The following is a 22,623-nucleotide window of genomic DNA, read 5'->3' as shown; positions in this document are numbered from 1 at the left end:
CGGTCCGCCCGGTGGTCGAGCACTGCATGATCGGCGACCTCGACGACCTGCTCGGCTGACCGGCCCTCCGGCCGGACCCCGACCGGGGCGACCTCTCGGCTGAGGTCGTCCCGGTCGACCCGGGGCGGGATGGTCCGCGGGCCACCCCGCCCCTCCCCTCTCACCAGGAGCCCCGGTGACCGAGCTCGCGAGGTCACCCAGATGCAGAGCACCCATGGGCGCGCGGACGACGAGCGCCAGCGAGGAGAACCCGTGACCGAGCTCGCGAGGTCACCCAGATGCAGAGCACCCATGGGCGCGCGGACGACGAGCGCCAGCGAGGAGAACGCGTGACCGTGCAGCCCGCGCCCGCCGACGCCGTCCCCGGCACCGACCCCGGCGCGCCGGAGTTCGACTCCCCCGACGACGTCGGCCGCGCCTTCGCCGAGCACGGCTACATCGCCGACCGGCGGCTGGCGACGACGACGTTCGTGATGTCCCGGCTGGCCAAGCCGCTGCTGCTGGAGGGCCCCGCCGGCGTCGGGAAGACCGAGCTGGCCAAGACGCTGGCCGCCGCCACCGGGCGCAAGCTGCTGCGGCTGCAGTGCTACGAGGGCCAGGACGAGACCAAGGCGCTTTACGAGTGGGACTACGGCAAGCAGCTGCTCTACACCCAGATCCTGCGGGACAAGGCCGCCGAGCTGCTGCAGGACACCGACTCGCTGGCGGACGCCGTCGACCGGATCGCCGGCGCCGACAGCGCGTTCTTCAACGAGCGCTTCCTCGCCCCGCGGCCACTGCTCGAGGCGGTGCGCTCCGAGGAACCGGTCGTGCTCCTGGTCGACGAGGTCGACCGCGCCGACGAGGCCCTCGAGGCGGTGCTGCTGGAGATGCTCGCCGAGTACCAGGTGTCGGTGCCCGAGATCGGCACCTTCGTGGCGAAGCGGCCGCCCTACGTCGTCCTGACCTCGAACAACACCCGCGACCTGTCCGCGGCGCTCAAGCGCCGCTGCCTGCACCTGTTCCTCGAGTACCCCGACGCCGACCGCGAGCTGGAGATCCTGCGGTCGAAGCGGACCGGCCTGGCCGACGCGGCGGCGCAGCGGCTGGTCGAGATCGTCCGCGGGCTGCGCGGCCTGGACCTGCGCAAGGCCCCCAGCATCTCCGAGACCATCGACTGGGCCCGCACCCTCGCCGTCCTCGGGGTCAGCGAGCTCGACGCCGAGGTGCTCGGCGACACCGTCTCCGTCGTCGCCAAGTACGAGCGCGACGTGCAGCGCTCGCGCGAGGCGCTGCCCCGGCTGGTCGACCCGAACACGACGGTGCCCGAGTCCCTCGGGCACGACCACGCGCACGGCCACCCCCACTCGCACGGCTCGCACACCCACGGCGGCCACACGCACGACCACGACCACGAGGACGACGGCCGGCGGGTGCGGGCGGCGAAGGACGCCCCCGGCCGGCACGACCGCAACTACTACGGCCAGCAGGCGCCGTCCGAGGGCGACGAGACCCCGCCGGCGACCGCGGCCCGGCAGGTCCGCGCCGGGCAGGGCGCCCGGTCGTTCGCCGGCAACCGCGGCGGCGCGCGCCGGCGGCCGGTCTGACGTGGAGGCGGCCCTGCACCGGTTCGTCCGGCTGCTGCGACTGCGCGGGATGCGGATCTCGACGGCGGAGGCGATCGACGCCTCCGCCGCCGCGACCGCGGTCGGGGTCAGCGACCGCCCGGCGCTGGAGGCCGCGCTCGGCGCGGCGCTGCTCAAGGACCGCCGGGACGCCGAGGTCTTCGCCGACACCTTCACCAGGTTCTTCGGCCTGCGGGCGGTGGTCGACGCCGACGAGGGCCACGGCCACGCCCACGACGACCTGGCCGACACCGGGGAGCTCACGACGATGACGTGGTCGCCCGACCCGGCCGCCGACGTCCAGGAGGGGCACAGCCACGGCAAGCCGGTCGACATCAGGGAGTTCTTCAAGCCCGAGGACCTGGCGGCGCAGTACAACCTGCACCAGGAGGCCAACAAGGTCGACCTGGCCTCGCTGACCCAGCAGATCGTGCTGTCCTCGGAGAGCCGCGGCGGGCCGGCGGACGACGCGCAGCAGGTGCAGCTGGAGGTGTCGCGGCTGCACGACCCCGGCCTGCCCGGCGACCTGGTCCGCGGCGGCGGCACGCAGCTGGACCTGGAGCTGTCGGTGGCCCAGCAGCAGGCGTTGCGCGACTGGCTGGCCGACCCCGTCGGCGACCTGGACCCGGAGGTCGCCGAGGCGCTGCGCCGGCAGCTCGCCGGGGTGATCGAGGACCTGCCCGAGCTGCTCGCCGCGCACCTGCAGAAGCTCGCCGAGATGACCGACCTGGCCATCGAGGAGCGCGAGCTGGCCCGGGCGCCGGTGGAGAAGGTGACCGAGGCCGAGCGGGCGCGGATCGAGGACTCGCTGCGCGGGCTGGCCACCTCGCTGCACGGGGGGCTGACCCACAAGAAGCGGCAGTCCCCGCGCGGCCGGGTCGACGTCGCCCGCACGATGCGCCGCAACCTGCGCTACGACGGCGTCCCGTTCCGGCCGGTGACCACCCGGCTGGCCGAGGACAAGCCGCGGCTGGTCGTGGTCGCCGACGTCAGCCTGTCGGTGCGGACGACGGCGCGGTTCACGCTGCACGTCGTCCACGCGCTGCAGGACCTGTTCGCCCAGGTGCGCACCTTCGCGTTCGTGGACGACGTCGTCGAGATCACCGACCTGTTCGACGAGCACCCGCTGGAGCACGCGCTCGGCCTCGTGTTCGGCGGGGACGTCATCGACGTGGACGCCTCCAGCGACTACGGCGCGGTGTTCGCCACGCTCGCTGCCGACCACTCCGGCGCCTTCACCCGCCGCTCGACGCTGCTGGTGCTCGGCGACGGGCGCGGCAACGGCAACGCCCCGCGGCTGGACGTCTTCGCCGACCTGACCCGCCGGGTGCGCGAGACGATCTGGCTGACCCCGGAGCCGAGGTACTCGTGGGCGCTGGGCGGCTGCGACCTGCCGGCCTACGCGGACAGCTGCAGCCGGGTCGAGGTCATCCGCGACCACTCCGGGCTGGAGAGCTGGGCGACCGACGTCGTCACCCGCGCCGCCTCCCGCTAGCCCGGCCCCCTCCCCGTGGCCCCGTCCCGGGGCCCGCCCTGAGCTCGCGAAGGGTGGGGAGGACGGGGTCCTCTTTCAGCCCTGGCAGAGCGACGTCCCGAAGTGGCAGGCTACGACGGACGGCGTGTCGATCGGCCGGCCGGCGTCGATAGCGTGGGCCAGCCGGACGAAGCCGGCGTGGGTCCAGGACAGCGGCGTCGCGGAGAACGTCGGCTCCCCCGGCACGAACTCCGTGCCCTCGGCCGAGGGCGGCTGGTCGTCCCACACCTGCTCGGCGAGGAACAGCGACTCGTCGTCGGCCGAGCGGGCCATCGTGTCCAGCCGCTCCTGGGTGCTCTCGGCGGCTTCGCCACCGAGGGCCACCTCGTACTCGCCGCGCTCGCCGGTCAGCAGCGGCCAGCCGCGGCCGATGGTCTCCCGCGAGCCCGGGTCCACCGGCTCCCACTGGGTGCCGTCGGGCCGCTCCCCGTACCCGTCGAAGCTCGCCCGGTGCCAGAACCGGCCGTTGAGGGTGTCGTAGCCCAGCTGCTCGTCGACCAGGCGCAGCGTGGTGGTGACGACCGGGTCGTCGGCCGGCACGATCCCGAGCCGGACCAGGTCGAGGAAGCTCGGGTCGAGCACCTCCCGCTGGTCGACCAGCGGGCCGCCGTCCGCGATCTGGATCTGCGTGCCGGCGTCGGCGTCCCCGTCGGCGGTGATCCGCAGGTAGTACGGCTCCGCCGATAGCGGGCCGGTGGTGGTCACCGTCCACTCCGCCAGGCCCGCGCGCCACTGGTCGGCCGTGGCGAGGTAGGTGTCCGCCCGGGCGCCGTCGCCGTTGGCCCGGGCGATGTCGGCCGCGGTGACCAGGCCGGCGATCTCCGCGGCGATGGTGTTCGGCGACCACCCACCCAGGTTCTCCCAACGCTCCTGCTCGGTGGCCGGCCCTTCGGCCACCAGGAAGTCCGCCGAGAGCCGCACCCGCTCCCAGTCCGCCGGCCCGGTCCGGCCGAGCTGCCAGGCGAGCACGATCGGCAGGGCGACCTCGTCCATCTGCAACCCGCCGAACACCGGCTCCCCGTCGAGCCGCGCGTTCTGCGGGAACGACCCGTCGGGTCGCTGCTGCACCGTCCACAGGTGGTCCAGGGCCCGCTCGGCGGCCGCGACGTCACCCATCGCGATCAGCGCGGTGGCGTGCTGGTACAGGTCGCGCGACCAGACGGCGTGGTAGACGGGGAGGTGCTGCAGCTCGTTGGCCCACGCCCACGGCCGGCCGGGGGAGGCGACGAAGCCGCCGCGGACGGTCTTGTCTTCCGACGCCGCGATCACCATCGCCGAGACCTGGTACTCCGCGCGCCACTGCGCGGCGCTGGCCGGCACCGGCGCGAGGCCGTCGAGGTAGGCGTGCCAGCCCTCGGTGTAGGCCTGCAGGGCGGAGTCGAAGCCCCGGTCGAGCGCCTGGTCGGCGGCCTGCGCCGCGTCGTCCTCCGTCGTCCCGAAGCCGAGCGACAGGGTCAGCTGCTGCCCGCCGTCCAGACCGGTCAGGCCGGTCCGCCCGATCTGGACGACGTTGCCGGGGGTCGTGGCGTCCCAGGCGTCGTCGAGGACGAAGTCCTCGCGCAGGTCGGTCCAGCCGTCGCTGCGCGCGAGGTAGCCGCTGGAGGTCGCGGTGAGGCCGCCGCCCGTGGCGGTGACGGCGCTGCTCAGCGATCCGTCGGTGGCCAGCAGCCGCCCGTCGGCGGAGCGGCCGGTGTCGTCGTTGGCGTTGAGACCCAGACCGACGTCGTGCAGCACGTACACCTGGTACGGCTGCCCGTCGAGGGACTCGAAGCGGACGTCGACGAGCACCGCGGGCCGGTCGGGGTCGGTGGTGTAGGTCTTGGTGATGCGGTACCGGCCGCTGGCCGCGGTGTTGACCTGCCGGTAGACCAGGGCGCGGGGATCGACCAGCTCGACGACGGAGTCGGTGTCCTCGTCCTCCCGGTCGGCGAACGTGGTGCCGTCGGTGACGACGAACTGCGTGTCGCGCGAGCTCTGCGTGTCGATCCGCGGGGCGAAGACCTCGCTGAGGGCGCCGTCCTCGAGCGTGTACCAGACCGTGCTGTCGAGGGCGCCGATCGCCGTCCCGAAGCCGTCCTTGTCCCCCGGCGCCCATGTCGCCGCGGCGCCGGGGTACCCCGGCGCCGGAGGCGCGGCCTGCGCCGCCGCGACCCCGACCATCCCGCCGCCGAGGACGAGGACGCCGGCGACGGCGGCCCCGCCGAGGGCCGCCCGCGCCGGCACCCGGCGCTGCCTGCCATCGGGCACGTCGCTGCGGATCACCGGCGGTTCCTCCGTCCCCTGTCGGATCACCGGTCCCGCACGGTCGGCGGCGTCACTGCGGAGGGCCGCCCGGGCCGCCCTGGCCGTCCCTGATCCAGGGCGGCGGACCGCCCTGGCCGCCCCCGCCCCACGCCGGGACGCCGCCGGCCGGCGGGCCGCCCATGGTCACGATGCGGTCCAGCTCCTCCGTGTCGGCGGCGCCGAGCGTCACGCCGGCCGCCGCGAGCAGCTCCTCCAGCTGGGCGACCGAGGTCGCACTCGGGATGACCAGCACGTTGGGTGAGCGCGCCAGCAGCCACGCGATGGCCACCTGCATCGGTCTCGCCCCCACCCGCTGCGCGACCGCCTCCAGGACCGCCGACTGCGGCGGCGACATCTCGCCCACGGGGAAGAAGGAGGTGTAGGAGATGCCCTCCAGCGCCGTGTAGGCGATGCCGTCCCGGGCCAGCTCCTCGACGAGGCGGTCATCGGTGCGGTGGATCAGGTTGTAGTGGTTCTGCACGCAGGCCAGCGGGGCGATGCCGCGGGCCTCGGCCACCTGCCGGCTGGTGATGTGGCTGACGCCGAGCTGGCGGACGAGACCCTCCTGCTGCAGCCGCGCCAGCGCCTCGAGCGGCTCGGCGAGGGAACGCTCGTCCTCCGGCTCGCCCAGCCCCGGCATCCGCAGGTTGGCCACGTGCAGGGCGTCCAGCCCGAGGTGCTCGAGGTCCTCCTCGACCGACCGGCGCAGCTCGTCCGCCGTCAGCGCCTCCTCCCAGCCGCCCTCCGGCGTCCGGCGCGCGCCGACCCGGGTGACGATGACCAGCTCCTCGGGATAGGGGTGCAGCGCCTCGCGGATCAGGTCGTTCACCACGTGCGGGCCGTAGAGGCCGCTGGTGTCCAGGTGGTCGACCCCGAGCTCCACGGCCCGGCTGAGGACGGCGAGCGCGGCGTCCCGGTCGGCCGGTGGCCCGGTGACCCGCGGTCCGGTGAGCTTCATGCCGCCGTACCCCATGCGGTGCACGGTCCGGTCGCCGAGGGCGACCTGTCCGGATCCCGTCGCGGTGGTCGTCATGCCGGGCGAAGCTAGGGCCGGGCGGGCTCCGGGGGACACGGCCGAACGGTGGCCCCCGGCGCGGCAGTCACGGGTGGTGGACCGCTGTCAGCGCGTCGTGGACCGCCGCCGGCGTGTCGGCGGCGTGTCGCGTCACGGGCCATGGGGCAACGGCCCCGTCCAGGGCACCGCCCCGAGCCTGCGAGGGGTGGGGAGGACGGGGTCCTTCTTCAGATGAGGCCCAGCTTGGAGCCGGCGTAGACCGCCTCCGCGCGCCGGGAGACCGCGAGCTTGCGCATGACGTTGCCGACGTGGAACTTCGCCGTCGTCGCCGAGATGAACAGCTCCCGGCCGATCGCCTCGTTGGACAGCCCCCGGGCCAGCAGGGTGAGCACCTCGCGCTCGCGGCTGGTGAGATCCGGCCCCGCGGCGGCCGCGGGGGACGGCGCGGGGGCGGCCAGCGAGCGCACCACCATCGTCGCGCTGTGGCTGTCGAAGGCGCTCTCCCCGCGGCGCACCGCCCGGATCGCGGCCACCAGCGCGACGGCGTCGACGTCCTTGAGCACGTAGCCGCGGGCGCCGCGCTGGATCGCCTCGAGCACCAGCTGCTGGTCGAGGAAGGTCGTCACCACGAGCACGCCCGGCGCCGGCGTCGCGGCGGTGAGCTGCCCGCACAGGGTCAGGCCGGCGACGTCGGAGCCGGCCGAGAGCTTGAGGTCGAGCAGCACGATGTGCGGGCGGCTGGCGGCCACCAGGTCCAGCGCCTCGGCCGCGGACGCCGCCTCGCCGACCACCTCGATGTCCGGCTCGCGCTCCAGGATCGAGCGCAGCCCCTGCCGGACGATCGCGTGGTCGTCGACGATGACCAGCCGGATGGTGCCCTCGGTGCGCTCAGCCATCGACGGCGTCCCACGGCATCCGGACCTCCACCCGCACCCCGCCCATGCGGGCCCGCGTGAACCGCACCGTCGCTCCCATCTCCGCGCAGCGGGAGGCGATGTTGCCCAGCCCGCGGTGGTACCCGTCGTCCCGCTGCCCCGAGGCCCGCAGCGCCCGGCGTAGCACGTCGGGGTCCCCGCACCCGTCGTCGGCGACCGAGAGCCGCAGCTGGTCGGGCCGGTAGGCCAGCCGCACGGTGCTCCGGGTGGCCTGCGCGTGCCGGGCGGTGTTGAACAGGCACTCCGAGGCGATCCGGAACAGCGCGTGCTCCACCTCGGCGGGCAGCTTGCGCGGCCGGCCCTCCACCCGGACGGCGACGGCGAGGCCCGGCACCGGGGCGACGTCGGAGAGCCGGCCCAGCAGCGCGGGCAGCCCGTCGTCGTCGTCCCCGTGCCCGTCGGAGGACAGCGCGTGGATGGCGCCGCGCAGCCGCTCCACCGCCTCGCGGGTCAGCGCCTTGGCGTGCCCGAGCCGCTCGTAGACCTCACCGTGGTGGGCCACCTCCGGCCGGCACCACTCGATCGTCATCCCGGCCGAGAGCACGTGCTGGGCCACGCTGTCGTGCAGCTCGCGGGCGATGCGGTGCCGCTCGGCGTCCACCGCCTCCCGCTGCGCGGCGACGTCCAGCCGGCGCTCGGCCTCGGCCAGCTGCTCGTGCCGCTCGGCCAGGTCGCGGGCCCGCTCCTGGGCCTGCGCGTAGAGCTCCTCGGTCTGCCGGCGCAGCCCCTCGGAGCGGGCCAGCAGGTGGTCGGAGAGCAGTGCGACGGCCGACTGGTTGGCCACGATCCGCAGGATGGCCAGGTCGGCGGCGGTCGCCGTCCGCCGCGGCCCGCCGCAGGCCACCAGCGCCCCCATCGGCTCGCCGTCGACCACCAGGGGGACGACGACCGCGCCGTCCGCCGTCTGCCACGGCTCGACGGCGTCGGCGGTCAGTGCCTGGGTCACTGGACGGCGGACCACCTCGGGCAGCAACGCCGTGTGCCCCACGCCGACGCCGGAGGGGCCGCGGCCGAGCATCCGCGGGCGGGCCAGAGGCAGCGCCGTCCCGGACAGCGCGAGCACGGCCCACGGCTCGCCGAGGTGCTCGGCGGTGGCGTCGACGACGGCCCGGCACAGCGCGTGCGCGCCCTGCCCGGTGGCGGAGAGGACGCCGGCGATGTGCTCCAGCGAGCCGAGCGCGCGGTCGAGGTTCTCGGCGGTCTGCCGGTACTCGGCGTACCAGCTCGGCTTGGACGAGCGCAGCCCGGTGAGCTCGGAGATGTCCGGCGCGCGCATCAGAGCGCGCTGCGGAACAGCGCCGCGATGTCGGCGCGGTCGGCGTCGCGGGGGTTGGTCGACAGGCACGCGTCGCCGAGCGTGGTGGTGGCCAGGGTGTCGATGTCGGACTCCCGCACGCCCAGCTCGGCCAGCCCGCGCGGGCAGCCCAGGTCCGCGGCCAGCCGCCCGACCGCCTCGGCGGCCTCCTCGGCGGCGACGTCGGCCGGCAGCCCGGTGACGTCGATGCCCATGGCCCGCGCGATCGGGACGAACCGGTCCGGCCCGCTGCGGGCGTTGAACCGGATGACGTGCGGCAGCAGGACGCCGTTGACGACGCCGTGCGGCAGGTCGAGCAGCCCGCCGACCTGGTGGCTCATCGCGTGCGTGGCGCCGAGGATCGCGTTGGTGAACGCCAGCCCCGCCTCGAGGCTGGCCTGGGCCATCGCGGTGCGCACGGCCGGGTCCTCCGGCCGGTCGAGGCTGCCGCGCAGCGAGCCGCAGATCAGCTCGACGGCGTGCAGCGCGTGCACGTCGGTCAGCGGGCCGGACGCCCGGGAGACGAAGGCCTCGATGCCGTGCGTCAGCGCGTCCAGGCCGGTGGCGGCGGCGAGGTCGTCGGGCATCGTGGTGAGCAGCCGCGGGTCGGTGATCGAGATGTCGGGCACCAGCGCCCGGCCGATCAGGGTCGCCTTGAGCCGGCGCGTCGTGTCGGTGATGACGGCGAACTGGGAGACGTCGGCGCCGGTGCCCGCGGTGGTCGGGCACATCACGGTCGGCGGGATCGCGGCGGTGACCTTGTCGACGCCCTCGTAGTCGAGGATCTGCCCCCCGTTGCCGGCCACGACCGCGATCGCCTTGGCCGCGTCGATGACCGAGCCGCCGCCGAGGCCGACGAGGACGTCGCACCCGCTCTCCAGGTACCGCTCGGCGCCGGCGGCGACCTCGTGGTCCTTGGGGTTGGGCGTCAGCCCCTGCCAGACCGTCGCCCGCAGCCCCGCCTCGACGAGGTGGCCGGCCAGCTCGGCCCACCAGCCCGCCTGCACCAGCCCGCCGTCGGTGACGACGAACGGCCGCTGCGCGCCCAGCCGCCGGGCCGCCCAGCCGGCCTCGGACAGCGAGCCCCAGCCGAAGACCACCTCGGGGACCAGGTACTTGCTGAACGCTGCCGCGGTGGGCGCCTGCCGCGGCACCCCGACGTCCGCCGGGTGCGCGGGCCGGGCCGGGGCGGCGGCGGTCATCGTCCCCCCGCTCGGGGAGCGCACGCGGCAGCGGACACGAGGACCTCCGGGGTCTCGGGCGGTGCCGCCCAGACTAACCCGGCAGTGACCGCTGTCACACGGTCCGGTCGCGCACGATCAGATGGACAGCCACTCCCCCAGTCCGGCCAGCAGCCGGTCGACGTCCCCGTCGTCGTTGTAGGGCGCGAGACCGACCCGCAGGCCGCCGGTGTCGCCGAGCCCGAGGTGACGGGAGGCCTCGAGGGCGTAGAAGGACCCGGCGGGCGCGTTGACCCCGCGCTCGGCCAGGAACCGGTACGCGTCGGCGGCGTCCCGCCCGTCGACGGTGAGCAGCAGGGTGGGCGTGCGCCGGGCCGCTCGCGACCACAGGGTGACGCCGGGCAGCGCGCGGACGCCGTCCTCGATGCGTTCCCGCAGCCGGTCCTCGTGCTCCTCGATCGCCGCCATCCCGGCCACCAGCCGCGCCCGGCGGTCGCCCTCCGGCCCACCGAGCCCGGCGAGGAAGTCCACCGCGGCGGTGGTGCCGGCCAGCAGCTCGTAGGGCAGCGTGCCCAGCTCGAACCGCTCGGGGACGGCGTCGGTGGAGGGCAGCAGCTTGTCGGGGTGCAGGGTCGCCAGCAGGCCGGGGTCCGCGACGACGCAGCCCAGGTGCGGGCCGAGGAACTTGTACGGCGAGCAGGCATAGAGATCGGCGCCCAGCGCGCGCACATCGACGGCCGCGTGCGCGGTCAGGTGCACGCCGTCGACGTAGGCGAGCGCACCGGCGTCGTGGGCCAGGGCGCTGATCGCGGCGACGTCCGGCCGGGTGCCGATGAGGTTGGACGCGCCGGTGACGGCGACCAGCCGGGTGCGGTCGCAGAGCAGCGCGCCCACCACCTCGGGAGCCAGCTCGCCGGTGGCCGGGTCGAACTCCGCCCAGCGCACGGTCGCCCCGCGGGCCCGCGCGGCCTGCACCCACGGGCGGACGTTCGCGTCGTGGTCCAGCCGCGTCACCACGACCTCGTCGCCCGGCCCCCAGCCGGCGGACAGCACGCGGGAGAGGTCGTAGGTCAGCTGGGTCGTGCTGCGGCCGAAGACCACGCCGCCCGGGTCCCCGGCGACGAGGTCGGCGACCGCCTGCCGGGCGGCGAGGACGACGTCGTCGGCAGTGCGCTCGGCCTGCGTGGTCCGCCCGCGGTTGGCGATCGGCGAGGTCAGTGTGGCCGCCACCGCCGCGGCCACCGACTCGGGCACCTGGGAGCCGCCCGGCCCGTCGAAGTGGGCGGCCCCGGCGCGCAGGGCGGGGAAGCAGGCGCGGACGGCGGCGACGTCGTAGCTCACCCGAGGAGCATGCCGAACGGTCAGTCCGGCGGCTCGGCCAGCATCTCCGCGCGGCGGGCGAGGCGGCGGGCCACGAGCACGTGCGCGGCGATCAGGACGAGCAGGAAGACGATCCCCAGCCACGAGAACGGGTCGCCTCCGCCGTCCCGCAGGGCGACCCAGAGGAGGAACGCCGTGACCACGCCGAGCAGCGGCAGGAACCACCGTCGCTGGGCCAGCAGCTGGTCCCGCTGCTGCAGCGCGACCCGGTGCGCTGCCCGGCGCACCTGCGGGTCCGCGGGCACCGGCCCCCGCCGGGCCAGCCTCGCGACCCGCTGCCACTGGTCGCGGGGACGTCGCCGGCGGCCTCGCGGAACCGGCGGTTCATCCGGGCGGCGACCGGTCCCATCACCGCCCCGTAGAGAACCCCGACGATCGCGCCGGAGACCACCGCTTCGGTCCAGCTCTCGTCGCCGACGAACCGCCCGGCGGCCGTTGACGTCACGGTCACGATCGCGCCGCCGACGAGCGAGAGGACCCACCACGGGGCGGTGAGCAGCCAGGTCCGCACCGGCCATGCTGGTCGGCGGCTTCCGGCGGAGCCAGGCATGCACCCCCATCGGGCGATGGCCGGGTGTGCACTCATGGTGGTCTCGGCGGGGCCGGAGACCACCCTCAGTGCACACAGCGCTCGCTCAGCTCTCCCCTCAGGGGCCGTTGCGCACGGACGGCCCGCTCCCGCGGCGGTACCGGGCCGCCCGTGCGCAACGACGGGGTCAGCGGCCGCCGAGCAGGCCGCCCAGCCCGCCGCCACCGCCGCCGAGCTTGCTGATCAGGTCCATGGGCGAGAGGCCCAGCTGCTCGAGGATGCCGGCGTGCTGGTCGGTGTCGACGGTGCCGGGCAGCTCCTGGTCGGCCTGCTGCGCCTTGGCGTCGTCGCCCTGGTTGCGGAGGAGCTCGAGGATCTGGTTCTTGTCGATCTGCATGCCCACGCCCGTACCCGGGAGGCGGGCGCCCACGCGGCTCAGGACGCCGAGAGCACGATCCGGTCCGGCCGGACGACGACGGACGCCGCACCGGCCCGGCGCAGCCACCCGGTGAGCGCGCCGTCCACGTCCGCGACGACCACCTCGGGGCTGCCCTCCGGCCGCACCGCCAGCCGCCCGGGCGCGAGCAGCCGCAGCCGCGCCGTCCCGGGGCCGAGGACGTCGTCCACTGGCACCTCCCGGCCGTCGCAGACGACGGCGGCACGCGGCAGCAGGGTGCCCGCCAGCCGTCGCCCGGCACGCCCGCGGCGCACCACCAGCGGCCCGCGGCGCAGCGGCGGGGTGCGGCTGTCGGTGGCGAAGCGCGCGACGGCGGGCACCCGCCCCACCCCGGCCAGCACGACGCGGCGCAGCACCGCGGCGCCCCCGCCACCCCCCGTCATCAGCCGACCCAGGAGCAGCGCCAGCCGCACCATCGCCCGCGCGTGCGGGGCGCGCTCGGCCTGGTGCGTGTCGAGCAGCCGCTCGGGCGCCGTCCCGGCCAGGACGGCGACCAGCTTCCAGGCCAGCTGGTGGACGTCGCGCAGCCCGAGCCCCAGGCCCTGCCCGATGAAGGGCGGCGTCAGGTGGGCGGCGTCCCCGGCGAGCAGCACCCGCCCCGAGCGCCAGCGGTCGGCCACCTGGGCCCGGTAGGTGTACTCCGCGACCCGCACCACCTCGGCGTCGGCGGCGCCCCAGGGCGCCAGCAGCGCGGGCAGCCGGGCGGCCAGGTCGTCGCGGGTCTCGCCCGGCCGCAGCCGGAACTCGACGCGGTAGCGGTCCCCGGAGACCGGCATCGCGGTCGCCGCGCGGTGCGGGTCGCACACCTGGTGCACGCCGGGCCACAGCGGCAGGGGGTCGGCCGAGCGCAGGTCGGCCACCAGCCAGCGGTCGGGCCGGCCGAGGTCGCGCATCCGCGCGCCGATCAGCGCCCGCACCGTGCTGTTCGCTCCGTCGCAGCCGAGCACCGCCGCGGCGCGCAGCGTCGACCGCGCGCCGGAGGCCCGGTCCCGGGTGACGGCGCCGTCGCGCACCAGGTCCACGAGCTCGCAGCCGGTGTGCACCTCGACGAGTGGGGACCGGCGGACGGCGGCCAGCAGCAGCTCCTCCAGGTCGGGCTGGGCGAACATCGAGCCCTGCGGCCAGCCGTGCGGTCCCGGCGACGTCGCGCGGGCGAACTCGGCGAGCACCCGGCGGCGGCCGTCGAGCAGCCGCAGCCCCCGCACCGGGCGGCTGACCCGCAGGAACTCCTCGGCGATCCCGCCGTCGGCGAGCGCACGCAACGCCTCGTCGTCCAGGTGCACCGCGCGGGGCTGCCCGTAGGGCGCGGCCTGCCGCTCCAGCACGACCACCGGCAGCCCGCGGCGGGCGAGCAGCAGCGCCGCCGTCAGCCCCACCGGCCCGGCGCCGACGACGACCACCGGGCGCTCCGTCACGGCGCCACTGTCCCAGCCGGCGCACCGGGGGGTAGCGGCGACGTTGCGGCCGATTTCCCTTGGTGTGACCTGGGCCATACCGTCCCCAGCACGGTCCTGCACTGGTGCAGGCCACAGACGAGGGAGGTCTTGGGTGCCCGTCAACACCCGCGGGGCGATCGTCCGCTCCGCTCCCGGCAAGTACGAGGTCGTGGACCTGGTCTCCGACGACCCGAGGCCCGGCGAGCTGCAGGTGGAGCTGGCCGCGTCGGGCATGTGCCACTCCGACGACCACCTGGCCACCGGGGACCTCCCGATGGGGCACTACCCGATGTGCGGCGGTCACGAGGGTGCCGGGGTCGTCACCGCGGTGGGCCCGAACACCAAGGGCTTCACCGAGGGCGACCACGTCGTCTTCTCGTTTCTGCCCGCCTGCGGTCGGTGCCGCTGGTGCGCCAGCGGCATGAGCTACCTGTGCGACCTGGGCGCCGGCCTGCTCGTCGGCGCCCGCTTCGACGACCCGGAGAGCTTCCGGTTCTCCCTCCCCGACGGCACCCCGGTCGGCCAGATGTGCGGCCTGGGCACCTTCGCCGAGGTGACCACCGTCAACGTCGAGTCCGCCGTCAAGATCCCCGACGACATCCCGCTGGACGTCGCCTGCCTCACCGGCTGCGGCGTGGGCACCGGGTGGGGCACTGCGGTGCAGGCCGGCGAGGTGGCGCCCGGCGACACGGTGATCGTCATGGGTATCGGCGGCATCGGGATCAACGCCGTCCAGGGCGCCGCGCACGCCGGGGCGAGTCACGTCATCGCCGTCGACCCGGTGGCCTTCAAGCGGGAGAAGGCCATGGAGCTCGGCGCCACCGAGGCCTTCGAGAGCATCGAGGAGGCCGACGAGTTCGCCAAGAGCGTCACCAACGGCCAGGGCGCGGACAAGTCGCTCATCACGATCGGCGTGACCACCGGCGAGCACGTGGCGCAGGCGTTCGCGGCGACCCGGAAGGCCGGCCGGGTCGTCGTCACCGGTCTGGGGAACATCCAGGAGGTGGGGCTGCCCATCTCGATCGGTGAGCTCACCCTCTTCGCCAAGGAGATCAAGGGCGCGCTGTTCGGGGACTCCAACCCGCACACCGACATCCTCAAGATGCTGCGGCTCTACCAGGAGGGGGACCTCAAGCTCGACGAGCTGGTCACCAAGCGGTACTCGCTCGACGAGGTGAACCAGGGCTACGAGGACATGCACGCCGGCAAGAACATCCGCGGCGTCATCGTCTACTGAGGAAGGACCCCCGTCCTCCCCACCCCTCGCAGGCTCGGGGCGGGACCCTGCGAGGGGGCCGTTCCAGCACCACACCGGGCTCGCGGCGGAACCCTGCGAGGGGCCGTCCCAGATCCTCACCGGGCCGGGGCGTTCCTGCCGAGGAGCGCCCCGGTCGCGCGTCCCCTCCGAGGAGCACCGTGAGCACTGACACCACCGCCCGGCGGCTCGACGGGACCGGCATGGTCCGGGTCGCGCGGGAGCGCGTGGTCGCCCGCATCCGGGAGGCCGAGGTCGTCGCGGCGGCGCTGTCGGCCGGCCGCAACGTGCTGCTCGAGGGCCCGCCGGGCACCGGGAAGACGACGCTGCTGCGCGCGCTGGCCGATGGCGCGGGCGTGGGGCTGGTGCTGGTGGAGGGCAACGCCGAGCTCACGCCGGCCCGGCTGGTCGGGCACCACGACGCCTCGCGGGTGCTGACCGAGGACTACCGCGCGGAGAACTTCGTGCCCGGCCCGCTGACCCGTGCGATGACCGACGGCGCCGTCCTCTACGTGGAGGAGTTCAACCGGGTGCCGGAGGAGACGATGAACGTCCTGCTCGGCGTCCTCTCCGAGCGGGAGATGCACGTGCCGCGCTACGGCCGGGTGACCGCCCGTCCCACCTTCCGGCTGGTGGCGGCGATGAATCCGTTCGACGCCGTGGGCACCGCCCGGGTCACTCCCGCGCTCTATGACCGGTCCTGTCGCGTCGCCATGGGCTACCAGGACGAGGACGCCGAGATCGCCGTCGTCACCGCCGCCACCGGCGGTCCGGGACCGCTGGTCGCCCGGGCGGTGCGCGCGGTGCGGATCACCCGCGACCACCCCGAGCTGCGGATCGGCGCCTCGGTGCGCGGGGCCATCGACACCGTGCTCATCGCGGTGGAGCTGGCCACCGTCCGCGGGCACGAGGGCATCGGGGACAGCACCGGACTGGACGCCGCCCTCGCCGCCCTGACCGGCAAGGTGACGCTCGCCGACGGCGCGGCACGGCCGGTGGAGGACGTCGTCGCCGACATCTGGCGCCGGGCGGGTGAGGAGCGGGGAAAAGGCTGACCGCCGACGAGGCGGAGCAGGCCCCCGCGGGTGCACCGGCGCCGCCGCCGGGCGGGCGACCACCGCAGCCGACCGCGGTCGAGGACCCGGGCGAGGTCGAGCAGTTGATCCGCCGGCACGCGGCCCGCCGGGCCGGCCGCGACGAGCTCAGCCGCGCGCATCCGGACTTCCAGCAGGTCTCCCCGCAGGCAGGCCTACTCGACGAGCCGGCGCTGCGCGACCTCGCCACGCGGGACCCCGAGGCGGCCTCCCGGCTGCTGACCGCCATGGGGCGGGCCTTCGACCCCGGGCTGCGCGCGGCCGCCCGGGCCCTGGCCTGCCGACTGCGGGTGGGCGCCCCGCGCAGCGGCGTCCCCGACCGCCCCGGCACCCGGCGGGTGGTGACCCGCCAGGACGACACGGGCAGCGACCTCGACCTCGACGCCACCCTGGCCGCCCGCGGCGCCGAGCCGCACTGGCGCGCCGCCCACCTGCACACCCGCGGCTGGCGGTCGACCGGCCGGGCCTGCGTGCTGCTGGTCGACGCGTCCGGGTCCGTGGCCGGGGACGAGCTCGCGGTCGCCGTCCTGACCGCCTCGGCCCTGGCCCAGCGGATGCGGCCGGACGACGAGCTCGCCGTCGTCGCCTTCTGGTCGCACGCGGTGGTGCTGCGGCCGCTGTCCGCCGACCCGCGCACCGACGTCGTCGTGGACCGGCTGTTCGACCTCCGCGGCGGCGGGACCACCGACCTGGACCTCGGGCTCCGCACCGCGGCCGCGCAGCTGGCCCGGTCCCGGGCGGCGACCCGGGACGTCCTGCTGCTCTCCGACGGCGTGCCCACCGAGAGCCCCGACCCGCTGCCGGCGGCGGCGGCGCTGGTCCGGGCCGGCGCCCGCCTGCACGTGCTGTCGCTGTCCGCGGAGCCCGAGTCGGAGGCCGGCTGCGCCGCCCTCGCCGCCACCGGGGGCGGCCGGGTGGAGGCGCTGCGGCGGGCGACGGACGCCCCGGCCGCGGTCCGCACCGTCCTGGGCTGACCCCGTCCGCAGCGCGGACGACCCGACCCGCGCCACGGCCCGCGTATCAGGGAGGTCCGGGACGTCCTCCGGAAGGACACCGAACACCCGGTGCCCGACCGACCGAGAGGACTGATGATGACCGCGACCCTGGACGCCGCCGCCCTGCGGTTCGACCACCCCCGGCTGTTGCCCGAGGTGCGAGCCGCGCTCGGCACCGGGGAGCCGGTCGTGGTCTGCCTCTCCGGCCCCGCGGCCCGGCGGGCGGCCACCGTGTTCCTCGGCGGGGACTTCCGGCTCTACGACGGCATCCGCACCGTCGGGGCCGCCCGGTCGTTGACGGCCGTGCTCCGCTCCGCCCGGCTGGGCGACCTCGAGCGGGTCATCGCCATGGGCCGGGCCCGCGGCCACCGGGTCGACGTGGAGTACGTCGACGGGGTGCGCGAGTTCCGCGTCGAGCTCGTCCCGCCGGGTCAGCCGCCGAGGTCGGCGAGGTCCAGCGGGTCCTCGGGAGCGGTGATCTCCTGGTCCTCGCCGAACTCGCCGAAGGTCAGCGTGCCCTCGTCCTCGCCGCTGGTCAGCTCGAGCGGGTAGGGCTGGTCCTCGCCGGCGACGACGAGCGCGCCGCCGGCGTCGTCCTGGACGACGACCACCGGCTCGCCGTCGCGCTCGTCCTCGGCGACCCCCTTCTGGATCTGGGCGTCGCTCGGCGAGCGCAGCTCGTCGGCCAGGCCCTGCAGGGTCAGGCCCGCGAAGTCCGGGGCGGCCTCCGCCGGGAGGGTCACCCACCGGCCGTCGAGCTGGCCGACGAACTCCTCGGGCAGGCCCTGCTGCGCCCAGAAGTCGCCCGGTGCCTGCACGTGGACCTGCCCGCCGACGGCGGTGAGCTCGACGTCGACGTCGCCGAACGACAGCGTCCCGCTGACGTCCTCGCCCTGCAGCCGCAGGTCGATCTCCTCGGTCTGCCCGTCCATGGAGTACTCGCCGCTGATGGTGGCCGACCCGGCCTCCTCGAGCGCGGTCGCCGCACGGTCGGCCACCTCGGGCCCGCTCAGCTCGGCCATGCCGTTGCCGTCCGACCCGCACGCGGTCAGCAGCAGGGCCGACGTGCCCAGCACGGCCAGGGTCCGGTTGCGCATGGCACTCCCTCCCTCCGGGCGACCGGTCGTCCGGCCGCGCGATCATCCGCCACCGGCCGGTCGACGCGGCTCACGGGGTGGCTGCGTGTCTCCGGACGGCGTCACCGGCCCGCGCCGGGTCCAGCGGGACGGCGCTGCCCAGGACGGCGGGCCCCACTCGCAGCTCGCCGTCCGACAGGGCCGCGCAGCGCACGCCGCCCCGGCCACGCAGCGCACGGTGCGCGCCCGGCGCCAGGACGACGTCCATCCAGGCGCAGGGGTGGGCCGGCCGCCCGCCGCCGAGCAGCACCGGGCCCGAGCCGGTGTCCAGCGCGAACCGCTCCCCCCGCAGGGCCTCCACCTCCGCACCCCGCAGGACGACGGTCCGCCGGGCCAGCAGCGGGTCGAACGGGGCGGCGCCGAGTTCCGCGGCGACCGCCTCCAGCGCCTCGACGGCGAGCACGGTCAGCTGCGCGTCGCGGTGCGCCGGGCGGCCGGCGTAGCGGTCGCCGACGACGCCGTACCCGGCGTGCACCTCGACGACCTCGCGCGCGTCGCCGTCCTGCGGGGGGACCGGGCCGGCGGGCCGGCCGTCGTAGCGGTGCACCGGCGCGGCCAGCAGCGCGACGACCTCGACGTCGTACCGGTGGGGGAGATCGCTGCTCACCGGCGGGGTCATCGGTCAGCGGACGAGATCTGCAGAGTGGTCGCCATCGGAGGCCCGATGACCGCCACTGTGCAGATCTCGCCAGGAGGTCACCGCTCGGCGGTCCGGTGGATGGGGCCCTCGGTGCCGGTGAGCCGCTCCCCCGAGCCGCCCCAGCGCCCGGCGATCACCTCCGCGGCGATCGAGATGGCGGTCTCCTCGGGGGTGCGGGCGCCGAGGTCCAGCCCGATCGGCGAGGAGAGCCGGGCCAGCTCCTCCTTCGACAGCCCGGCTTCCTCGAGCCGGACCAGCCGCTCCTCGTGCGTGCGCCGCGAGCCCATCGCGCCCACGTAGGCCACCGGCAGCCGCAGCGCGACCTCCAGCAGCGGGACGTCGAACTTCGGGTCGTGGGTGAGCACGCACAGCACGGTGCGCTCGTCGATCCGGCCGGCGTCGACCTCGGCCTGCAGGTAGCGGTGCGGCCACTCGACGACGACCTCGTGCGCGTCGGGGAAGCGCTTGGGCGTGGCGAAGACCGGGCGGGCGTCGCAGACGGTGACCCGGTAGCCGAGGAAGGCGCCGACCCGGGCGACGGCGGCGGCGAAGTCGATGGCGCCGAAGACCACCATCCGGGCGGCCGGCGCGAAGGCGTTGACGAACAGCGACAGCTCGTCGCCGCGGCGCTCGCCGTCGTGCCCCACGTGCAGCATCCCGGTGCGGCCGGCGGCCAGCATGCCGCGCGCGTCGTCGGCGACCGCGTCGTCGAGGCGCTGCAGGCCGAGGGTGCCCGAGCTGCGGTCGGGCCAGACGACCAGCCGCCGCCCCACCCGGTCCTCCGGGCCGGCGACGCAGGTGACGACGGCGACCGGCTCGTGCCGTCCCACCGACTCGGCGATCTCGCCCAGCTCGGGGAAGGACTCTCGCGACACCGGCTCGACGAACACGTCGAGGATCCCGCCGCAGGTCAGCCCCACGGCGAAGGCGTCGTCGTCGCTGACGCCGTACCGCTCGAGGGTGGGGACGCCGGACTCGACGACGTCCTTGGCCTCCTCGTAGACGGCGCCCTCGACGCAGCCGCCGGAGACGCTGCCTACGGCGGTGCCGTCGGGCCCGACGAGCATCGACGCACCGGCCGGGCGCGGGGCGGACCGCCAGGTCGCCACCACCGTGCCCATGCCGACGGTCTCGCCCGCCTGCCACCAGCCGATCAGGTCCTCGAGCACGTCACGCATCCGACAGCCCTCCTCTGGGCTCAGGCACGGGAGATGACCCCCGCCAGCTCCTGGAACGCGGCCAGGCTGTGTCCAGCCACGAAGTGGTCGACCGACGGCAGCGCCGCCTGCATCCCCCCGGTGAGCGGCTCGTAGCCCTCCCGGCCCTTGTGTGGGTTGACCCACACCACCGCGTGCGCCAGCCGCCGCAGCCGGGCCATCTGCTCGGCGAGCACGTCGGTGCCGCCGCGCTCCCAGCCGTCGCTGCACACGACGACGACCGCGCCGCGGGCGGTGCCGCGCTGCCCCCACCGGTCGAGGAAGGCCTTGAGCACCTCGCCCAGCCGGGTGCCGCCGGACCAGTCGGGGATCGCCGAGCCGCTGGCGGCCAGCGCCTTGTCGGGGTCGCGCAGCCGCAGCTCGCGGGTCACCCGGGTCAGCCGCGTGCCCACGGTGAACACCTCGGTCGCCGCGGGGTGCGCCCGGACGGCGGCGTGCGCGAACCGCAGCAGCGCGTCGGCGTAGGGGCTCATCGAGCCGGAGACGTCGATGAGCAGGACGACGCGGCGCGGGCGGGGCCGGGCGCGCCGGTGCAGCAGCCGGGTGACCTCGCCGCCGTCGTGCAGCGCGCGGCGCACGGTGCGGGAGGCGTGGACGGCGCCGTGCGGGCTGGGCCGGCGGCGCCGCGAGAGCCGCATCGGCGCGGCCGGGGCCAGCAGCGCGAAGAGCCGGCGCAGCTGCTCGCGCTCGGCGCCGGTCAGCTCGGCGACGTCGCGGTGGCGCAGCACCTCGTCGGCGCTCGCCTGCCCGGCGAGGTCGGGCGGCGAGTCGCCGTCCCCCTCGCCCTGCCCGGGGTCCAGCGGCGCGGTGGTGACCGTCCGCTGCAGCTGCTGCGCCGCCGGCGGCACGGGCCGCGGCGACTCGCCGCCGAAGTAGGCGGCGAACGCGGCGTCGTAACGGTCCAGGTCGTCCGGGCCGGCGCAGAGCGTCAGCCGGCCGCTCCAGTAGACGTCGGTGGCGTGGAGGACGTCGAGCGCGGCGACCGCGGCCAGCATCGCCTCGACCCGGTCCGGGGAGGCGGTCACCCCGGCGACCCGGAGGGTGCGCGCGAAGCCCAGCACCGTGTCGACGACGTCCCGGGGGGGACGAGCGGCCCCGTCCGGAGGCTCGCCCCGAGCCTGCGAGGCGTGAGCGGGACGGGGTCCTTCATCAGCCGCCACCGAAGAGCGCCCCCCGGGCCATGGCGTGCACGCGGTCGGTGTCCTCCCGGTACTTCAGCACCGCACCGAGCGTGCGCGCGGCGACGTCGGGGTCCAGATCCCGGGCGCCGAGGGTGTGCAGGGCGGTCGCCCAGTCCATGGCCTCGGCGACCCCCGGCGGCTTGAGCAGGTCGAGGGTGCGCAGCTTCGCCGTCGCGCGGGCCACCTCCCGAGCCAGCCGGTCGGTCACGTCGGGCAGCCGGCGGCGCAGGATCGCCACCTCCCGGTCGAAGTCCGGGTGCTGCAGCCAGTGGTAGAGGCAGCGCCGCTTGAGGGCGTCGTGCACCTCGCGGGTGCGGTTGGAGGTGAGGACGACCAGCGGCGGGGTGGTGGCACGGATGGTGCCGAGCTCGGGGATGGAGATCGTGAAGTCGGAGAGGACCTCGAGCAGGAAAGCCTCGAACTCGTCGTCGGCGCGGTCGACCTCGTCGACCAGCAGCACGCTCGGGGAGTCCTCCAGCGCCTGCAGCAGCGGCCGGGCGAGCAGGAACCGGCGGTCGTAGAGCGAGGCCTCGAGCTGCTCGGTGTCGCCCGTCGCGTGCGCGGCCTCGGCGGCGCGCAGGTGCAGCAGCTGCCGGCCGAAGTCCCAGTCGTAGAGCGCCTGGCTGGCCTCGAGGCCCTCGTAGCACTGCAGCCGGTACAGCGGCCGGCCGGTGACCTCGGCCAGCGCCCGCGCCAGCGCCGTCTTGCCGACGCCGGCCTCGCCCTCGAGGAACAGCGGGCGGTGCATCACCAGGGCCAGGTAGGCGGCGGTCGCCAGGCCCTCGTCGGGGAGGTAGCCGGTGCCCTCGAGGGCCGCGGCGAGCTCGTCGGGCCCCCCGATCCCGCCGTCCGCACCGGGCACCGGCCGCACCGTGGTCTCGCTCACCTCCCGAGCATCCCACTCGTCCCGCCGGCACGGCCCTGCCCGGTCGGGTGGACTCGTCGACCGGCCCCGAACGGCAGATGACCGGCCGGGATCAGGTCCTCGGCCGGCCACCGCCGTCTGGTGCCCCCGGCCCCTGCAGGGCCCGCAGCGAGCTCGCGAGCGGTGGGGGCAGGGGGTCCTATCCGATCCGGCCGTCGTCGTCGCGGCCGGTGGCGTTCCCGGCGACGCCGGTCCCGCCGTCGACCTCGATCTCCTCCTTGCGGACGTCGGCCGACACCCGCTCCTGGTCGGTGACGGTCTCCTTGTCCAGGCGGATCCGCTCGACCGGCACGGCCTCCTTCTCCACCACCGGGCGCTCGGCGCGCAGGGTGACCTCGTGCTCCTCCTCGGAGATCGCCGGGCCGTCCATGGCGTTGCCGACGTTGGCGTCGGTGATCGGCTCGCGCTCGACCCGGACCTCCTCGCGCGACACCGGCACGGTCTCGGAGACGTTCTCGGTGACGACGTACTTGCGCAGCCGGGCCCGGCCGACCTCCTCGCTGCGGGTGCCCACGTTCAGGCGCTCCTCGGA

The 22,623-nt window shown here is 75.7% G+C and carries 20 protein-coding genes; 5 read left to right on the top strand and 15 right to left on the bottom strand.

Annotation, left to right across the window (positions count from 1 at the left end):
• Positions 1–329: 329 nt before the first annotated feature.
• A complete protein-coding gene (locus tag BLW63_RS25160; RefSeq protein ID WP_211517304.1) occupies positions 330–1,586 on the top strand; it encodes an AAA family ATPase in 1,257 nt (418 codons plus the stop codon).
• A 1-nt stretch (position 1,587) separates the two neighbouring features.
• Complete coding sequence (locus BLW63_RS25155; RefSeq protein ID WP_091162274.1) at positions 1,588–3,099, top strand: VWA domain-containing protein; 1,512 nt, start codon at positions 1,588–1,590, stop codon at positions 3,097–3,099.
• A gap of 75 nt (positions 3,100–3,174) precedes the next feature.
• Here the strand turns inward: BLW63_RS25155 and BLW63_RS25150 are convergent, their stop codons facing one another.
• The 9 genes from BLW63_RS25150 to BLW63_RS25110 form a co-directional block, all read right to left on the bottom strand.
• Positions 3,175–5,400, bottom strand: coding sequence for a glycoside hydrolase family 15 protein (locus BLW63_RS25150; RefSeq protein WP_211517303.1), 2,226 nt, complete (start codon positions 5,398–5,400; stop codon positions 3,175–3,177).
• Between the two features lie 52 nt (positions 5,401–5,452).
• Positions 5,453–6,454: an oxidoreductase gene (locus tag BLW63_RS25145; RefSeq protein ID WP_091162273.1), complete on the bottom strand. Its 1,002-nt coding sequence runs from the start codon at positions 6,452–6,454 to the stop codon at positions 5,453–5,455.
• Positions 6,455–6,663: 209 nt separating this feature from the next.
• Complete coding sequence (locus BLW63_RS25140) at positions 6,664–7,332, bottom strand: MadR family response regulator transcription factor (RefSeq protein WP_091162271.1); 669 nt, start codon at positions 7,330–7,332, stop codon at positions 6,664–6,666.
• Positions 7,325–8,647, bottom strand: coding sequence for a GAF domain-containing sensor histidine kinase (locus tag BLW63_RS25135; RefSeq protein WP_091162269.1), 1,323 nt, complete (start codon positions 8,645–8,647; stop codon positions 7,325–7,327). Before BLW63_RS25135 ends, BLW63_RS25140 begins: the two co-directional genes overlap by 8 nt.
• Positions 8,647–9,867 (bottom strand): iron-containing alcohol dehydrogenase, encoded by a 1,221-nt coding sequence (locus BLW63_RS25130; protein ID WP_211517302.1) that lies wholly within the window; start codon positions 9,865–9,867, stop codon positions 8,647–8,649. Before BLW63_RS25130 ends, BLW63_RS25135 begins: the two co-directional genes overlap by 1 nt.
• 117 nt (positions 9,868–9,984) lie before the next feature.
• A complete protein-coding gene (locus BLW63_RS25125) occupies positions 9,985–11,187 on the bottom strand; it encodes a cysteine desulfurase-like protein (protein ID WP_091162268.1) in 1,203 nt (400 codons plus the stop codon).
• Between the two features lie 20 nt (positions 11,188–11,207).
• Positions 11,208–11,471, bottom strand: a complete 264-nt coding sequence (locus BLW63_RS25120; protein ID WP_211517301.1) for a hypothetical protein — start codon at positions 11,469–11,471, stop codon at positions 11,208–11,210.
• 471 nt (positions 11,472–11,942) lie between these two features.
• Positions 11,943–12,152, bottom strand: coding sequence for a hypothetical protein (locus BLW63_RS25115; protein ID WP_091162285.1), 210 nt, complete (start codon positions 12,150–12,152; stop codon positions 11,943–11,945).
• A 38-nt stretch (positions 12,153–12,190) separates the two neighbouring features.
• Positions 12,191–13,627: a bifunctional 3-(3-hydroxy-phenyl)propionate/3-hydroxycinnamic acid hydroxylase gene (locus tag BLW63_RS25110; protein ID WP_091162265.1), complete on the bottom strand. Its 1,437-nt coding sequence runs from the start codon at positions 13,625–13,627 to the stop codon at positions 12,191–12,193.
• A 133-nt stretch (positions 13,628–13,760) separates the two neighbouring features.
• Between BLW63_RS25110 and BLW63_RS25105 the strand changes: the two genes are divergently transcribed.
• From BLW63_RS25105 to BLW63_RS25095, 3 genes are all read left to right on the top strand, one after another.
• Positions 13,761–14,885 (top strand): NDMA-dependent alcohol dehydrogenase, encoded by a 1,125-nt coding sequence (locus tag BLW63_RS25105; protein WP_091162263.1) that lies wholly within the window; start codon positions 13,761–13,763, stop codon positions 14,883–14,885.
• 179 nt (positions 14,886–15,064) lie between these two features.
• Entirely contained in the window at positions 15,065–15,958 is an 894-nt protein-coding gene (locus tag BLW63_RS25100; RefSeq protein ID WP_244522804.1) for an AAA family ATPase, read from the top strand.
• A gap of 104 nt (positions 15,959–16,062) precedes the next feature.
• Positions 16,063–16,971, top strand: a complete 909-nt coding sequence (locus tag BLW63_RS25095) for a vWA domain-containing protein (RefSeq protein WP_244522803.1) — start codon at positions 16,063–16,065, stop codon at positions 16,969–16,971.
• Positions 16,972–17,423: 452 nt separating this feature from the next.
• Here the strand turns inward: BLW63_RS25095 and BLW63_RS25090 are convergent, their stop codons facing one another.
• The 6 genes from BLW63_RS25090 to BLW63_RS25065 form a co-directional block, all read right to left on the bottom strand.
• Positions 17,424–18,089, bottom strand: coding sequence for a hypothetical protein (locus BLW63_RS25090; RefSeq protein ID WP_091162261.1), 666 nt, complete (start codon positions 18,087–18,089; stop codon positions 17,424–17,426).
• Positions 18,090–18,159: 70 nt separating this feature from the next.
• Complete coding sequence (locus BLW63_RS25085) at positions 18,160–18,735, bottom strand: MOSC domain-containing protein (RefSeq protein WP_244522802.1); 576 nt, start codon at positions 18,733–18,735, stop codon at positions 18,160–18,162.
• Between the two features lie 89 nt (positions 18,736–18,824).
• Positions 18,825–19,946, bottom strand: coding sequence for an XdhC family protein (locus BLW63_RS25080; protein WP_091162257.1), 1,122 nt, complete (start codon positions 19,944–19,946; stop codon positions 18,825–18,827).
• A gap of 20 nt (positions 19,947–19,966) precedes the next feature.
• The gene (locus tag BLW63_RS25075) at positions 19,967–21,046 is read right to left on the bottom strand and encodes a vWA domain-containing protein (RefSeq protein WP_091162255.1); all 1,080 of its coding nucleotides are present in this window, start codon (positions 21,044–21,046) and stop codon (positions 19,967–19,969) included.
• A gap of 88 nt (positions 21,047–21,134) precedes the next feature.
• Positions 21,135–22,052 (bottom strand): AAA family ATPase, encoded by a 918-nt coding sequence (locus tag BLW63_RS25070; protein WP_211517299.1) that lies wholly within the window; start codon positions 22,050–22,052, stop codon positions 21,135–21,137.
• Between the two features lie 178 nt (positions 22,053–22,230).
• The coding region (locus tag BLW63_RS25065; protein WP_139263823.1) for a YsnF/AvaK domain-containing protein at positions 22,231–22,623 on the bottom strand (393 nt) is incomplete at its 5' end.

The organism is Geodermatophilus africanus, from assembly GCF_900107105.1.
Classification (GTDB): domain Bacteria; phylum Actinomycetota; class Actinomycetes; order Mycobacteriales; family Geodermatophilaceae; genus Geodermatophilus; species Geodermatophilus africanus.
Note: the sequence above shows the minus strand (reverse complement) of the source record. Positions and strands in the feature narration are given on the sequence as shown.

Bases quoted from the DNA above. Each gene is read 5' to 3' on its own strand.
- BLW63_RS25145 (WP_091162273.1), bottom strand. From the start codon at position 6,454: ATGACGACCACCGCGACGGGATCCGGACAGGTCGCCCTCGGCGACCGG.
- BLW63_RS25140 (WP_091162271.1), bottom strand. From the start codon at position 7,332: ATGGCTGAGCGCACCGAGGGCACCATCCGGCTGGTCATCGTCGACGAC.
- BLW63_RS25135 (WP_091162269.1), bottom strand. From the start codon at position 8,647: ATGCGCGCGCCGGACATCTCCGAGCTCACCGGGCTGCGCTCGTCCAAG.
- BLW63_RS25130 (WP_211517302.1), bottom strand. From the start codon at position 9,867: ATGACCGCCGCCGCCCCGGCCCGGCCCGCGCACCCGGCGGACGTCGGG.
- BLW63_RS25115 (WP_091162285.1), bottom strand. From the start codon at position 12,152: ATGCAGATCGACAAGAACCAGATCCTCGAGCTCCTCCGCAACCAGGGC.
- BLW63_RS25090 (WP_091162261.1), bottom strand. From the start codon at position 18,089: ATGCGCAACCGGACCCTGGCCGTGCTGGGCACGTCGGCCCTGCTGCTG.
- BLW63_RS25080 (WP_091162257.1), bottom strand. From the start codon at position 19,946: ATGCGTGACGTGCTCGAGGACCTGATCGGCTGGTGGCAGGCGGGCGAG.